The sequence below is a fragment of the Variovorax sp. PBL-H6 genome (assembly GCF_901827155.1).
In the GTDB taxonomy this organism is placed as follows: domain Bacteria; phylum Pseudomonadota; class Gammaproteobacteria; order Burkholderiales; family Burkholderiaceae_C; genus Variovorax.
This window is the reverse complement of sequence record NZ_LR594659.1, coordinates 5,699,323-5,713,892: the sequence shown is the minus strand read 5'-3', so window position 1 is coordinate 5,713,892 and position 14,570 is coordinate 5,699,323. Positions and strand designations below refer to the sequence as shown.

At 67.2% G+C, this 14,570-nt stretch carries 14 protein-coding genes; 6 read left to right on the top strand and 8 right to left on the bottom strand.

Going from position 1 to position 14,570, the window contains the following annotated elements:
• Positions 1-6 precede the first annotated feature (6 nt).
• Complete coding sequence (gene sucC, locus G3W89_RS26920; protein ID WP_162577014.1) at positions 7-1,173, bottom strand: ADP-forming succinate--CoA ligase subunit beta; 1,167 nt, start codon at positions 1,171-1,173, stop codon at positions 7-9.
• Positions 1,174-1,368: 195 nt separating this feature from the next.
• On the opposite strand from sucC, the gene argC reads away from it, so the two are divergent.
• Positions 1,369-2,298 (top strand): N-acetyl-gamma-glutamyl-phosphate reductase, encoded by a 930-nt coding sequence (argC, locus tag G3W89_RS26915; RefSeq protein ID WP_162577013.1) that lies wholly within the window; start codon positions 1,369-1,371, stop codon positions 2,296-2,298.
• 19 nt (positions 2,299-2,317) lie between these two features.
• Here the strand turns inward: argC and recX are convergent, their stop codons facing one another.
• Both recX and recA read right to left on the bottom strand, forming a co-directional pair.
• Entirely contained in the window at positions 2,318-2,767 is a 450-nt protein-coding gene (gene recX / locus G3W89_RS26910) for a recombination regulator RecX (protein ID WP_162577012.1), read from the bottom strand.
• 9 nt (positions 2,768-2,776) lie between these two features.
• Positions 2,777-3,844: a recombinase RecA gene (gene recA / locus G3W89_RS26905; RefSeq protein WP_162577011.1), complete on the bottom strand. Its 1,068-nt coding sequence runs from the start codon at positions 3,842-3,844 to the stop codon at positions 2,777-2,779.
• Positions 3,845-3,990: 146 nt separating this feature from the next.
• On the opposite strand from recA, the gene G3W89_RS26900 reads away from it, so the two are divergent.
• The 4 genes from G3W89_RS26900 (at position 3,991) to G3W89_RS26885 (ending at position 8,956) form a co-directional block, all read left to right on the top strand.
• On the top strand, positions 3,991-4,476 hold the full coding sequence (locus G3W89_RS26900) for a MarR family winged helix-turn-helix transcriptional regulator (protein WP_162577010.1): 486 nt from the start codon (positions 3,991-3,993) through the stop codon (positions 4,474-4,476).
• Positions 4,477-4,536: 60 nt separating this feature from the next.
• Positions 4,537-5,208: a response regulator gene (locus tag G3W89_RS26895; protein ID WP_162577009.1), complete on the top strand. Its 672-nt coding sequence runs from the start codon at positions 4,537-4,539 to the stop codon at positions 5,206-5,208.
• Positions 5,209-5,233: 25 nt separating this feature from the next.
• Positions 5,234-6,682 carry a sensor histidine kinase gene (locus G3W89_RS26890; RefSeq protein WP_162577008.1) on the top strand — a complete coding sequence of 483 codons (1,449 nt, stop codon included), beginning with the start codon at positions 5,234-5,236 and terminating at the stop codon, positions 6,680-6,682.
• Between the two features lie 126 nt (positions 6,683-6,808).
• On the top strand, positions 6,809-8,956 hold the full coding sequence (locus G3W89_RS26885; protein WP_162577007.1) for an adenylate/guanylate cyclase domain-containing protein: 2,148 nt from the start codon (positions 6,809-6,811) through the stop codon (positions 8,954-8,956).
• Positions 8,957-8,974: 18 nt separating this feature from the next.
• Here G3W89_RS26885 and G3W89_RS26880 read toward each other — a convergent pair whose 3' ends face one another.
• Both G3W89_RS26880 and G3W89_RS26875 read right to left on the bottom strand, forming a co-directional pair.
• A complete protein-coding gene (locus G3W89_RS26880) occupies positions 8,975-9,649 on the bottom strand; it encodes a glutathione S-transferase family protein (RefSeq protein ID WP_162577006.1) in 675 nt (224 codons plus the stop codon).
• 78 nt (positions 9,650-9,727) lie between these two features.
• Complete coding sequence (locus tag G3W89_RS26875) at positions 9,728-10,840, bottom strand: substrate-binding protein (RefSeq protein ID WP_162577005.1); 1,113 nt, start codon at positions 10,838-10,840, stop codon at positions 9,728-9,730.
• A 162-nt stretch (positions 10,841-11,002) separates the two neighbouring features.
• Here G3W89_RS26875 and G3W89_RS26870 point away from each other — a divergent pair, with 162 nt between their 5' ends.
• Entirely contained in the window at positions 11,003-12,820 is a 1,818-nt protein-coding gene (locus G3W89_RS26870) for a winged helix-turn-helix domain-containing protein (RefSeq protein WP_162577004.1), read from the top strand.
• 65 nt (positions 12,821-12,885) lie between these two features.
• Here the strand turns inward: G3W89_RS26870 and G3W89_RS26865 are convergent, their stop codons facing one another.
• Genes G3W89_RS26865 through G3W89_RS26855 form a run of 3 tightly spaced genes read right to left on the bottom strand, consistent with a single transcriptional unit; the run spans position 12,886 to position 14,443 of the window.
• Positions 12,886-13,089, bottom strand: a complete 204-nt coding sequence (locus tag G3W89_RS26865) for a sporulation protein (RefSeq protein ID WP_162577003.1) — start codon at positions 13,087-13,089, stop codon at positions 12,886-12,888.
• 2 nt (positions 13,090-13,091) lie between these two features.
• Positions 13,092-13,889, bottom strand: a complete 798-nt coding sequence (locus tag G3W89_RS26860) for a biotin--[acetyl-CoA-carboxylase] ligase (protein WP_162577002.1) — start codon at positions 13,887-13,889, stop codon at positions 13,092-13,094.
• 2 nt (positions 13,890-13,891) lie between these two features.
• Positions 13,892-14,443, bottom strand: a complete 552-nt coding sequence (locus G3W89_RS26855; protein WP_162577001.1) for an SET domain-containing protein — start codon at positions 14,441-14,443, stop codon at positions 13,892-13,894.
• Between the last annotated feature and the right edge of the window lie 127 nt (positions 14,444-14,570).

The window sequence follows — 14,570 nt, the reverse complement described above, 5'->3', positions numbered from 1 at the left end:
TTTTCCTTAGGCTGCTTTGACCGCTGCCACGACCTTCTGGGCCGCGTCCGCCATGGTGTCCGCGCTGATGATGGGAAGGCCGGAGTCGGCCAGCAGCTTCTTGCCTTCGGCTTCGTTCGTGCCCTTCATGCGAACCACCAGCGGCACCTGCAGGTTGACCGCCTTGCAGGCTGCGATGACGCCCGTGGCGATGGTGTCGCACTTCATGATGCCGCCGAAGATGTTGACCAGGATGGCCTTCACGTTCTTGTTCTTCAGCATGATCTTGAAGGCCTCGGTCACCTTCTCGGGGGTGGCGCCGCCGCCCACGTCGAGGAAGTTGGCCGGCTCGCCGCCGAACAGCTTGATGGTGTCCATGGTGGCCATCGCGAGGCCGGCGCCGTTCACCAGGCAGCCGATGTTGCCGTCGAGGCTGATGTAGGCGAGGTCGAACTTGCTGGCCTCGATCTCGGCCGGGTCCTCCTCGTCGAGGTCGCGCAGGGCCACGATCTCGGGATGGCGGTACAGCGCGTTGCTGTCGAAATTGAACTTGGCGTCCAGCGCGACGATGTTTCCCTTGCCGTCGCGGTTCAGCGGGTTGATCTCCACCAGGGAAGCGTCGGTCTCCATGTAGCAGGTGTAGAGCTTCTTGAAGACGTCGACCGCCTGCGCCGTCGAGTCGGCCGGGATGCCGATGCCGTCGGCAATCTGGCGGGCTTGCGCATCGGTCAGGCCGTCCTTGGGGTCGGCGTAGACCGTGATGATCTTCTCGGGCGAGGAGTGCGCCACTTCCTCGATGTCCATGCCGCCTTCGCTGGACGCGATGAAGGCGACCTTCTGCGTCGCGCGGTCGGTCACGGCGGAGACGTAGTACTCCTTCTGGATGTCGGCGCCGTCCTCGATGTAGAGACGCCTGACCTTCTGGCCTTCGGGGCCGGTCTGGTGCGTCTTGAGCTGCATGCCGAGGATCTCGCCGGCGAGCTTCTTGACGTCGTCGATGCTCTTGGCGACCTTCACGCCGCCGCCTTTGCCGCGGCCGCCCGCATGGATCTGGGCCTTGACCACCCACACGGGGCCGCCGAGTTTCTGGGCGGCCTCGACCGCCTCCTGCACCGTGTACGCTGGGATGCCTCGCGGCACAGGCACGCCGAACTTGGCAAGAATTTCCTTGCCTTGGTACTCGTGAATCTTCATGAGGGTGTCTCTCGGGAACGAGGGTTTGGGGAACGGGAGATTTCGTGTTGCCCTCGGGCCACGGCGCGCCGGGGGGTGGCCGGGCGGAGGACAGCAGGCGACTGTATCATGGTGCGCCGCACCAATGGCGGGCGGCCGCTGCGGTCACTACGTAGTTTTTCTTACGCCCTTCTCAGGCAATTTGAGGCTTCCACCATGCCCAAGGTCTTCATCGACGGCGAGGCCGGCACCACCGGCCTCCAGATCCGCGAGCGGCTGCAGAAGATGCCGCAGGTCGAACTCGTGAGCATCGCCCCCGAGCTGCGCAAGGACTTGGCTGCCAAGCGAGAACTGATAGCGGGCGTCGACCTGGTGGTGCTCTGCCTGCACGACGACGCGGCGCGCGAATCCGTGGCGCTCATCGACCAGCTCGAGGGCCAGGGCCGCCGCCCCAAGATCATCGACGCCTCGACGGCGCACCGCACCGCGGACGGCTGGGTCTTCGGCTTTCCCGAGCTGGTGGCCGGTCAGAAAGACGCTGTGACCAAGGCCGAGCGCGTGGCCAATCCCGGCTGCTATGCGACTGGCGCCATCGCCATCGTCCGCCCGCTGGTCGATGCCGGCCTCCTGCCAGCCAGTCATGCAATCGCCCTGCCCTCCGTCAGCGGGTATTCGGGCGGCGGCCGGTCCATGATCGAGGCCCACGAAAAGGGCGAAGCACCGCTGTTCGAGACCTATGCCCTGGGCCTCAAGCACAAGCACATTCCCGAAATCATGAAGTACACCGGCCTGACGCGCCGGCCGGTATTCATCCCCTCGGTAGGGAACTTCAAGCAGGGGATGCTGGTGCAACTGCCGCTGCACCTGGACGACCTTCCCGGCAAGCCCAAGGCCGGCGACTTGCAGGAGGCGCTGGCGGCACACTACGCCAAGAGCAACACGCCGGAGCAGTTCGTGAAGGTGCTGCCGCCCACAGAGGACGGCAAGCTCGATGCGCTTGCCCTGAACGACACCAACGACCTCGAGATCCGCGTGTTCCCGAACGAGGACCACCGCCATGCGGTCGTTATCGCCCGTCTGGACAATCTGGGCAAGGGCGCCAGCGGCGCCGCGGTGCAGAACCTGAAGCTGATGCTGGGCCTCTGAGCCGCGCCTGTTCAGGCCCTCATTCGTCGAAGTCCTCGCGCATCACCTTGGCCACCACGGCCGCGGCGAAGCCGCGCGCCAACATGAAGCGGATCTGCCGAGCCCGCTCGCCCGTGTTTTGCGGCGGTGTGCCGAAGCGCTGCCGCCAGACGCCGCGCGCCCGGTCGAGCTCGCTGCCCGCAAGGCTGGCCACCGCCTCGGCCACAGCCTCGGGCGCGACACCCTTGTGCAGCAGTTCCTGGCGCACGCGCGCCGCGCCGTGGCGGGCCGCGCGCTGGTGCAGTACCGACTGCACCACTCTTGCTTCGCTGATGAAGTCCTTGGCGGCCAGCTCGTCGAGCGCGCGTGCGAGCGAGCCCGGCTCTTCCTCGTACCTCGCCAGTTTGCGCGCGAGCTCGCTTCGAGAGTGCTCGCGCTGCCCAAGCAGGCGCAGTGCGCGGCCCTTGAGGGAAGGAGCACTGGTAGCCATCACCGGTGATCAGGCCCCGGAGGCGCCCTCGCCCGCGTCCTCGGGCAGAAGCGGAATGCCCAGCGACTCGCGCACCTTGTTCTCGATCTCGCGCGAGAGCGTCGGGTTCTCGCGCAGGAACTCGCGCGCGTTGTCGCGGCCCTGCCCGATCTTCTCGCCGTTATAGGCGTACCAGGCGCCCGACTTGTCGACGATCTTGGCGGTCACGCCCATGTCGATGATCTCGCCTTCGCGGCTGATGCCCTCGCCGAACAGGATGTCGAACTCGGCCGTCTTGAAGGGTGGCGAGACCTTGTTCTTCACCACCTTGACCTTGGTTTCATTCCCGATCGCCTCGTCGCCCTTCTTGATGGTGCCGATGCGGCGGATGTCCAGGCGCACCGAGGCGTAGAACTTCAGTGCATTGCCGCCGGTGGTGGTCTCGGGCGAGCCGAACATCACGCCGATCTTCATGCGGATCTGATTGATGAAGATGACCATGCAGTTGGTCTTCTTGATAGTGGCGGTGAGCTTGCGCAGCGCCTGGCTCATGAGCCGCGCCTGCAGGCCGGGCAGCGAGTCACCCATTTCACCTTCGATTTCGGCCTTGGGCGTGAGCGCGGCCACCGAGTCGACGACGATCAGATCGACCGCGCCAGAGCGCACCAGCGAATCAACGATTTCCAGGGCCTGCTCGCCGGTGTCGGGCTGGCTGATCAGCAGGTCGGACAGGTTCACGCCCAGCTTTTGAGCGTACTGAACGTCCAGCGCATGCTCGGCATCGACGAAGGCACAGGTGCCGGCCTGCTTCTGCATCTGGGCGATGACCTGCAGCGTGAGCGTGGTCTTGCCCGAGGATTCCGGCCCGTAGATCTCGATCACGCGGCCGCGGGGAAGGCCGCCGACCCCCAGGGCGATGTCCAGGCCCAGCGAGCCCGTGGAGACCACCTGGATGTCTTCGAGCGCCTCCCCCTCGCCGAGCCGCATGATGGTGCCCTTGCCGAATTGCTTTTCGATCTGGGCCAGGGCGGCTTGCAGAGCCTTGGCCTTTTCGCTGCCTGCGACCGAAATGCTGCTGCCTTTGACGAGTGCGTCCATGTGGAAGTCCTTGAAGATCAATGGGTTGTACGGGGTTCATGCAAACTGCTTTTAACAACAGCCTGGATGCCTGAACAGTAGTGTAGAGGTCGATAGATCGGAGTAAACCCATTTTTTGGTCAGCTTGGCTTACGATTGCTGGCTTCATGACAGACCCCGCATTCCCGGTCGACCCCGACGCTTGGCGCCAGACGCATCTGGGCCGCCTCCTCGGTCACGCTGCGCGCCGCTTCGACGAGCGTGTGCTGGCCCTCATGGCGCACGATGCCGACGTGCCACTCGCCCTGTCCAACCTTGCGGCGCGCGCGCAGGTGAGCGCTGCTCACATACACATCACCCGCCACCTGGCACGCGAAGGCTCGCGGTTGACCGAGCTGGCCGTTCGCGCGGGCATGACCAAGCAGGCCATGGGCAAGCTGGTCGACCAGTGCGAGGCCTGGGGACTGGTGATGCGCGGTCCGGACGCCCACGACGCCCGGGCGCGGCGCGTGCTGTTCACTGCCGACGGCCTCGCCTGGCTCGAGGCCTTCCGCAAGGCGGTGGCGCAGGCCGAACGCGAGTTCCGTGCAAGCGTTGGAGACGAGATCGCCACCGTGGTTTCCATTGGGCTCGAAGCCTATGCGGCCGCCTAGAATCTGATGCGGGAGACGGCCCGGCGGCCCGCGCAAGCCCGCCATGTCTGGAGACGCGGCATGCGAATACTGATAGCAGAAGACGACCAGGTGCTGGCCGACGCGCTGCTGCGCAGCCTGCGCACCTCGGGCTCGGCGGTGGATCACGTCGCCACCGGCTCGCAAGCCGATGCCGCGCTGATGACCAACAGCGAATTCGACCTCCTGATCCTTGACCTGGGCCTGCCCAACCTGCACGGCCTCGAAATCCTCAAGCGCCTGCGCGCCCGCGGATCGCAACTCCCGGTGCTGGTTCTGACCGCGGCCGACAGCGTGGAGGAAAGAGTCAAGGGCCTCGACTACGGCGCCGACGACTACATGGCCAAGCCCTTCTCGCTGCAGGAGCTCGAGGCGCGCGTGCGTGCCCTCACCCGGCGCGGCATGGGCGCCACCAGCAATGCCATCAAGCACGGCCCGCTGGTCTACGACCAGGCCGGCCGGGTGGCGACCATCGACGGCAAGATGATCGAGCTGTCGGCGCGCGAACTGGGCCTGCTCGAGGTGCTGCTGCAGCGCGCGGGCCGGCTGGTGAGCAAGGACCAGCTGGTCGAGCGCCTGTGCGAATGGGGCGAGGAGGTGAGCCTCAACGCCATCGAGGTCTACATCCACCGCCTGCGCAAGAAGATCGAAAAGGGCCCGATCCACATCGCGACCGTGCGCGGCCTCGGCTATTGCCTCGAAAAAATCCCCTGATTCGTCCTCCTTCCCAAAGCGCTCGGTGAAGCTCTTCCAACGCGCGCAGCGCTCCCTCTTCGGCGAGATCCTCGATTGGATGCTCACGCCGCTCCTGCTGCTGGTGCCGGTCAGCATCGGCGTGACCTGGCTGGTGGCGCAGGGCATTGCCAACGCGCCCTTCGACCGCACGCTCCAATACAACATCCACGCGCTGGCCAAGCTGGTGGATGCGTCGCAGCATGGCGAGCACCTGGTGCTGACCCCTTCGGCGCGCGAGATCCTGCGTGCACACGATGCGGACCACGTGTACTTCCAGCTGCAGGACGGGGATGGCCGGCTGCTCGCCGGGGAGGCCGATCTGCCGCAGCCGAACACCGACGACCAGCCAACCCCAGGTGTGGTCTACCTGCACGACGGAGACATCCACGGCCAGCCAGTGCGCGTGGCCTCGCTGTGGATCGCCGGCAGCACGCCCGACGCGCCACCGGCCCTGCTGCAGCTGGCCGAGACGCGCGAGAAGCAATCCGTGCTCGCCACCGAGATCATCAAGGGCGTGCTGCTGCCGCAATTCGCGATCCTGCCGCTGGCGGTGCTGCTGATCTGGCTGGCACTGGTGCGCGGCATCAAGCCGCTGTCGGTGATCGAGGCGCGCATCCGCGAGCGCCGCCCCGGGGACCTGAGCCCGCTGGACGAGTCCTCGGTGCCGCTCGAGGTGGTGCCGCTGGTGCTGTCGGTCAATGAGCTGCTGAACAAGCTCAACGAGTCCATTGGCACGCAGAAGCGCTTCCTGGCCGATGCGGCGCACCAGCTCAAGACGCCGCTCGCCGGGCTGCGCATGCAGGCCGACCTGGCGCAGCGCGAGGGCGCCAATGCCGACGAGCTCAAGCAGTCGCTCAAGCAGATCGGCCGGGCGAGCGTGCGCGCCACCCACACGGTGAATCAGCTGCTGTCGCTGGCACGCGCGGAGGGCAGCGGCGCGGCCGTTGCGCGCCAGCCCTGCGACCTGGCGAAGCTCACCATCGAGGTGGTGCGCGAGGCGGTGCCGCGCGCCATCGAGAAACGCATCGACCTGGGCTACGACGGAGCGGAGGCGGGCGCGCCGGGCGTGGTGCTTGAAGGCAATCCCACGCTGCTCAAGGAACTGGTGCGCAACCTCGTGGACAACGCGATCAACTACACACCCTCGGTGCCAGGCCGGCCGGGCGTGATCACCGCGCGCGTGCTGGGCGACCCCTTCGGCCGCATCATCGTGCTGCAGGTGGAGGACAACGGCCCGGGCATCGCCGAGGGCGAGCGCGAGCTGGTGTTCCAGCCCTTTTACCGCGTGCTCGGCAACGAGGCCGACGGCTCGGGCCTGGGCCTGCCGATCGTGCTCGAGATCGCGCGGCAGCACTATGCGACGGTGGTCCTGGAAGACGCACACCCCGGCCGGCAACCGCCCGGCGCACGCTTCAGCCTGCGCTTCGACGCCAACGAGCGCAGCCAGGTCTGACAGACACCTGACTCGCACGTCGAATCGCCCTCAATGGCCATGCGCTGCTGACCCGGCAGGCTTCCCTCGTGCGATGATGTGCCCTCACGCGGCTACCGCGCGGTGGTCTCGATCGAGGGACTCCGCATGCCCACTCTCGCACCCGGCCCATCCTCCCCAGCGATTCGCGCGCTGCTGCTGTGCGACCTCGTGGCCAGCACCCACCTGATCGAGCGCCTGGGCGACGCCGCTGCGGCCGAGTTGATGGCGCGCCACGACCGCATCGCGCGTGATCTTCTCGTTGCCCATGGCGGGCGCGAGATCGACAAGAGCGACGGTTTCCTCCTGCTGTTCGAGCGGCCGGTCGAGGCGGTGCGCTTCGCGCTTGCCTACCAGATGCAACTGCTCGAACTCGGCGCCGAATGGAAGACTGCCCTCGCCTCGCGCGTGGGCATTCATCTCGGCGAGGTGGTGCTGCGCGAGAACGCGGCCGCCGACATCGCGAGAGGCGCCAAGCCCCTGGAAGTCGAGGGCCTGGCCAAGGCCATCGCCGCGCGCGTGATGTCGCTTGCCGACCAGGGGCGCATCCTCATGACGCGCACAGCCTACGACTTCGCGCGCCGGGGTGCGGTGGGCCATGCCGACGAGGCCGCGCTGCGCTGGGCCGTGCATGGGCCCTACCGGATGGCCGGTGTCGACGACCCGGTGGAGGTCTGCGAAGTGGCGGCCCCTGGCCCTGACGCGCTGACGCCGCCTGAAACCGCGGAGAAGGCGCAGCGGGTCGCCCAGGCCACCAAATCGTCGCCGTCCGCCGGGCCGCTGCTCGCCGTGCTCGCGTTCGACAACATGTCCAACGACCCCGAGATGCAGTTCTTCTCCGACGGCGTTAGCGAGGAGATCATTCAGCGCGTATCGCGTGGCAGCCAGCTCAAGGTGATCGGCCGCACGTCGAGCTTCCAGTTCCGCGGCGATCGCAAGGCCGAGGCGGCGAACGCCTTGCATTGCACCCACGTGCTCGACGGCTCGATCCGCCGCGCAGCGGCGCGTGTACGGATCAGCGCGCACCTGATGGAGGCCGCATCACAGACCACGCTATGGTCGGAACGCTTCGACCGCGGGCTGGAAGACATCTTCGCCGTGCAGGACGAGATCTCCGAGAACATCGCCCGCGCACTCGATCAGGCGTTCGCCAGCCCGCCGGCACCGACGCTGGAGCCGGCCGTGTATGACCTCTATCTCCGATCGAGGCCCAAGGGCTACGCGCCGGACGAACTTCGCACGCACGTCGGCGTGCTGGAACTGGTGACTGCGCGTGCGCCGCAGTTCGCTGCGGCATGGGGGAGGCTGGCCTACCTGCGCGCCTTCCTGCGCTTCTACCAACCATTTGCCGAACGCGCAGCCATCGCGGCACAGGTGAGCCGCGAAGCCGAGCGCGCGCTGTCGCTCGATGCACAGAACCTCGACGCCCTGGCCGCGCAGTACTTCGTGATCGCGCCGTTCGGGCACTTCGTCGAGGCCGATGCCGCACTCGTGCGTTTGCGCCGCGCGCCTGGCAGCGGCGACGGGCAGCGCTACACCGGCTGGGCCCTGCGCCACTTCGGCTGGATGCGTGAGGCGCTGGCGGCCACCGAACAGGCCTACCGGCTCGATAGGCTGGATCCGATGTCCGCCAACCTCCTCGCCCTCGCTCGCATGGCGGCCGGCGATATCGCCGAAGCGATTCCGATGTTCGAGGAACTGGTGGAGCGCATGCCCACGATGAGCTTCCCGGTGGCCAGCTTGATGCGAGCCCATGCCTTCCAGCACGACTGGGCCGCGGTGGACCGGCTGCTCGCGCTGGCCGAGCAGCGCCAGCTGCGCGAGTTCCAGGATGGGCTGCCGTTCATCCGTGCCAAGCGCGACCCCTCGCCCGCGCACATCGGTGCGTGGCGCGAAGAGCTCGGGGCGCATGTTCGCCGGACGGGCCGGGTCGACGTGTCACGCCTCGTGTACGCGGCCCACCTGGGCCTGGTGAACGAGGCTTATGACGCCGCCGACGCCGCACGCCTCGGGCCGGCCGGCCGTGCCGACGACATCATGGGGCCGGACGGCTACCGCACGGCGCTGCTGTTCCAGGCCAGCATGCCCGAACTGCGCAATGACCGGCGGTTCGCGCCCTTGTGCGCGCGGCTCGGACTCGTCGAGTTCTGGCTGACGAGCGGCAAGTGGCCCGACTGCGCGAGCGAAGTGCCCTACGACTTCCAGCGCGCGTGCGAACAGGCACGGGCCGTGCCGAAAGAAGACTTCGGCTTCTGAGCGCCCGCGCCGGGCGCTTCACACAGTCACGAACGACTCGCCCTTGTGCGCGGCGGCGACCCCGTCGAGCGTGGCGTTCACCGACTTCCAGCTCTTCAGCGCCTTGATGCGCGCCAGCCAGCCCTGCACGTACGGATAGTCCGTGAAATCGCAACCGATCACCTCGCCCAAGGTGAGCAGTCCGGCGCCGAAATGGTCCGCGATGCTGATCGCATCGCCGCACACGTAGTTGTGCCCGGGGCCGAGGATGTGGTCGTTGAGGACTTGCAGCCACACCTTCGAGCGCTCCTGGCCCCACTGCACCGTGCCGGCCTGCGCCTCGTCGCTGCGCCGCTTGTGGTGCGGCAGCAGCTGCGCGAACACCAGGCCGAAGCAGTAGTCGCGGCTCAGTTGGGTGTTGAACCAGTCCATGCGTTCGTTGACGCGGGCCCGCTGCTGCAGGCCCTTGGGATACAGCGGCGAGTCGATCTTGTCGGCCAGGTATTTCAGGATCGCCGAGCTCTCGGTGAGGCGGAACTCACCGTCCTCGAGCATCGGCACCAGCGCATTCGGGTTGAGCGCACGATACGCGGGCTGCAGGTGCTCGCCCTTGAAGATGTCGACCAGCTTCAGGTCGAGATCGATACCGGTCTCCGCAGCAAAGAGCAGCACGGGCCGGCTCGCGGTGGAAGCGGGGTGGTAGTAGAGCTTCATCTCAGGTCTCCTGGTTCATCAGACAAGCTCCGTGCTGCGCACTGCGGTGCGAGCCCCTTCGGAGCGGCCGCGCTTGGCTCATTGCGCGCCCTGCACGCGCTCGTTGGGATCTATCACGCCGAGGTTCTCGATGACCTTCATCTGCCCCGACCGCACCTGGCCGACGTACATCGTAAGCCGCAGGTGATGCTGGCCGGGCACCATTTCGGCGCCCCCGCCCGGTCCTTCTGCGATGCGCGCGTGGTCGAGCGCGCGGATCACTGCCGCCTGGTCCAGCGTGCCGGCCTCTTGCACGGCCGCCTCCCAGAGCTTCAGCCCGCGATACAGGCCCGTGCTGGCGCTGCCCGCTGTGAACTTTGCGCTGCCCGGAAACCGCTCGTCGTAGCGGCGCAGCAGCGCCGTGCTGAACGGGTCGCTCACGGCCTGGTAGTAGTCGAGGCAGCTGTAGAGTCCCTCGACATGCTCGGCCGGCAGCAGGCTCGCAAGGTTCTCCTCGAAGTACGGGCACACGATCCGACCAGCGCGCTTCGTGAAGCCGGCCTCGTACAGCTGCTGCAGGAACGGCGCCACGCCGGGCGGCACCGTGGTGTTGAAGACCACCTGCGCGCCGCTGGACATGATCTTGTCGACCGTGCTGCGGTAGTCCTCCTGATCGACAGGGAAGTACTCTTCGCCGACGATCGAGCCGCCGTGCGCGGCGACCGCGGCACGCACTCGCTTGTTCATCACGTGCGGCCAGATGTAGTCCGCCGAGGGGAGATAGAAGCTGCGAGCATCGGTGTGTTTCATCAACCAGGGGATCAGCGAATCGACCTGTTGCGCCGGCACCGGGCCGGTGCAGAAGATGAGCGGGTCACTCTCCTCGCCCTCGTACTGCTCCGGGTAGATGTAGAGCTTCTTGCCCTGCACGACGGCCGGGCCCTTGATCGCCTGGCGGGTGGAGCTGTAGATGCCGCCGAAGATCACATCGACCCGATCGCGCTGGACCAGCTTGGCGGCCTTGACGGCGGCCACCTGGTCGTCGGTGGCGCTGTCTTCCGTGATCAGCTCGATCGGTCGCCCGAGCAGACCGCCGCCGGCGTTGATTTCGTCGACCACCAGCCGAGCGAGGTTGGCGTTGGCAATGCCGAGGAAGGACAGCGGGCCGGTCTGGTCGGTGACGAGGCCGATCTTGATGGATGCTTGGCTCACGATGGATCTCCTTGCGGATGGTGGATGGGTACGGCCCTGTCGCGGGGTGCAGGCACTGTGCGCGCCGGGGGCCGGCGGCGTCTTTAAGCGATGTGAAACGTTGCTAAAGCCCGGCGCATGGCCCGACAATCGGGCCCGACAAGCAAGAGAGGCGCTCAGGTCTTGGACTTCAAGGCGAAGGGGTTCGAAGTGCGGCCGGCCGAGCGCCGCCTGCTGGCCTTTGGCCAGCCGGTTCCGCTCGGTGGGCGCGCGTTCGACCTGCTGCTGGCGCTGATCGAGCTGCGCGACCGCGTGGTCGCCAAGGACGAGCTGCTGGCTCGGGTCTGGCCTGGCACGGTCGTCGAAGAGAACAACCTCACCGTGCAGATTTCGTCGCTGCGCAAGGTTCTCGGGCCCGACGCCATCGCCACCGTGGCGGGGCGCGGCTACCGGTTCACGTTGCCCCTGCTCGACGACGACGCTCCCGCCTCGCCGGCCGAGCCGTCGTCTTCGGGCGAGCGCCCCGTGATCGCCGTGCTCGCCTTCGACAACCTGTCGAACGAGCCCGAGATGCAGTTCTTCTCCGATGGCGTCAGCGAAGAGATCATTCAGCGCCTCGCGCGCGGCACCCAGCTGCGGGTGATCAGCCGCACCACGAGCTTCCAGTTCCGTGGCGAACGAAAGGCCGAGGCGGCGCAACGGCTTCATTGCGCCTACGTACTCGACGGCTCGATCCGCCGTGCGGCCGGCCAGGTACGCATCAGCGCCCATCTGATGGAGGCCGCGTCCGGCACGACGCTGTGGTCCGACCACTATGACCGTGCGCTGGAAGGCATATTCGACGTCCAGGACGACATCGCCGAAAGCATCGCGCGCGCGCTCGACCAGGGCTTTTTCGGTGTTGCGACGCGCGCAGTCGATCCTGCGGTCTACGACCTCTACCTGCGATCCAGCCCCAAAGCCTATGCCCCTGACGAGCTGCGCACCAGCGTCGGCGTGCTCGAGGTGGTGACGCAGCGCGCACCTCATTTCGTGGAGGCCTGGGGGAGGCTCGCCTACGTGCGCAGCTTCCTGCACATGTACCTGCCATTTGCCGAGCGAGCAGCCAGCGCCGGGCACGCGGTTCGCGAGGCCTCGCATGCGCTGGCGCTCGATCCGCAGAACAACGATGCCCTCCTCGCGCGATGTTTCGTGATGCCGCCTTTCGGCCGGTTCATCCAGGCGGAGGGCTTCCTCGAACGGCTGCGCCAGGCGCCCGGCTCGGGCGACGGCCGGCGCTACATCAGCTGGCTGCTGCGCCTGACCGGCCGCCTGCGTGCCAGCCTCGACGAGGCCGAACGCATCTACCGCCTGGACATGCTCGATCCGATGTCGGCCAACCTGGTGGCGCTGGCGCGCATGGCCACGGGGCAGGTCGCCGAGGCGGTGCCCGTGTACGAAGACCTTGTGGCGCGCATCCCCGAAATGAGCTTTCCGATCTCGAGTTTGCTGCGGGCCCATGCCTTCCTGCAGGATTGGGCGGCGGTCGATCGCCTGCTCGCGCTCGCGGCCACGCGCCCGCTGCGCGAGTTCCAGGACACCATCCCTTTTGTCCGCGCCAAGCGCGACCCGACACCTGAGCACATCGGCGCCTGGCGCAGCGAATTCGAGGCGCACGTGATGATCACCGGCGGTGTGGACGTGGCGCGCCTGGTCTACGCCGCGCACCTGGGCCTGGTCGACGAGGCGTTCCGTGCTGCCGAGGGCGCGCGCCTGGGCCCTGTGGGCACCAGCGCCGACATCATGGGCCCTGACGGCTACCGTACCGCGCTGCTGTTCCAGGCCAGCATGCCCGAGCTGCGCAACGACCGACGCTTCCCGGGGCTGTGCGCGCGACTGGGATTGGTGGAGTTCTGGCTCGCCAGCGGCCAGTGGCCCGATTGCGCAGACGAGGTGCCCTACGATTTTCGGCAGGCGTGTGAGCGGGCGAAGGGAGTGCCTCGGGAGAGCTTCGGGTTCTGACGGCGAGACAATCGCGCCAGGCTCCACCGACCGGGAGCCTGCGAGTGAGCGAGTTCAGGCGCCTGCTAGGGCCTTGAACTCGCGGGGGCGGGGCTCTCTTCCTTGCGAATCTGCAGCAGCTGCGGCCGGATTTGCTGGGCCAGACGCTCCGGCTCGCTCTGGCTGAGGCGCGCGGGCACGATGCCGAACATGGCGAGACCGCCGCGCGCCCAGGCGAAATAAAGCAGGTTCGCCATGAGCAGGAGGACCACGAGCGCGCGCAGCCGCATGGTCAATCGTTCGGTGGTGCCGGCCGCACGCTGACCTCGGCACTGGTGATGGTCTTCATGCCCGAGGGCGTCTGCACCAGCAGCTCGCCGCCCCAGCCGACGCCCGCGCACTGGCCGGCGCTGCCATCGCTGAGCTGCACCTCGCGCCCGCGCAAGGCGTCCCGCGCGGCGAAGCGCTCGGCGAAGGGCACGAAGCCCCGCTCGCCGAACAGAAGCACGTGCGCCACGAGCGGCGGCACGATCTCGCGCAGCAGTTGGGGGGCGGTCGCCTGTGGGCGCCATTGCGAAATCCAGGCGGGCGCAACGCTCATGCCCGCTGCCTCGCGTGCGCCGATGTTGATGCCGACGCCGATCACCAGGTAACGCTCGGCCGTGCCGTCCTGAGGCAAAGCCGTCTCGATCAGGATGCCGCCGAGCTTGCGGTCCTCGACCCACAAGTCGTTGGGCCACTTGAGCGCGACGCGCGCCTGGTTCGATGGGTCCAGGCTCTCCGCCACGCTGACGCCAACTGCGAGCGAAAGCCCCGACCAGTCGCGCGGCAGCAGCGGCAGGCCCAGCGAGAAGGTGAGCGAGGCGGGCTCGCGCGCATCCTGCGCGCTTTGCCAGGGCCGGCCCATGCGGCCGCGGCCGGCGGTCTGCCTCCGGGCGATCAGCAGCACCGGTTGCGCACGGCCTTCACGGGCGCGCCGCATCAGCTCGGTGCTCGTCGAGTCGATCTCGTCGACGACCTCGACCGTGAGCCCCGGCAAAAGGGGGGACACGGCGGTGGCGATTTCCTCTTCGAACCAGGGGGCAGCCATGGTCAGTGCTTGATGTCCTTCTTTCCGGCCTTCTTGGCCTTCTTGTCCTTTTTTTTCTTCTTTTTGTTCTTATCTTTCTTCCCATCCTCCTGGGTCGCGAGCAGGGTGCCGCGGCACTGGTCGGAACCACACCAACAGGGGAACTCGGACTTGAGCTTCTTGGTCATCGGCTCGTCGATGATCAGCCCGTAGTCGTAGCTGAGCTCCTCGCCGGCCGCGATGTTGCGCAGCGCCTTGATGAAGATCCGTCCCTCGTGCTCGTCGGCCTCGCAATTGGGCTCGCAGGAGTGATTGATCCAGCGCGCCGCATTGCCCTTCACGCCGCCGTCGATCACGCGCTCGTCATCGATGTGGAAGTAGAAGGTGTGATTGGGCTGGGACGGATCATGTGGATGGCGTCGGAGCGCCTCCTTCCAGGAGATCAGCTCGCCCTTGTACTCGATCAGCGTCTCGCCTTCCGCGATGTCCTGCACGGCGAATACGCCGTTGCCGTGAACGCCGGAGCGTCGCGTCTGGATGCGGCGCCCGCCGGTTGTGGGGGATTTGGAAGCCATCGCCGAAGTCTGTTAGTTTGAATATGTACGCATGCGCGTGCGCGTGCGCACGCGAGAAGCCGCAGATTGTAGATGTGGGCCCCACGCTGCCGCACTGCGGTCATCGGCGGCCGGCGTCAGGCCTGAT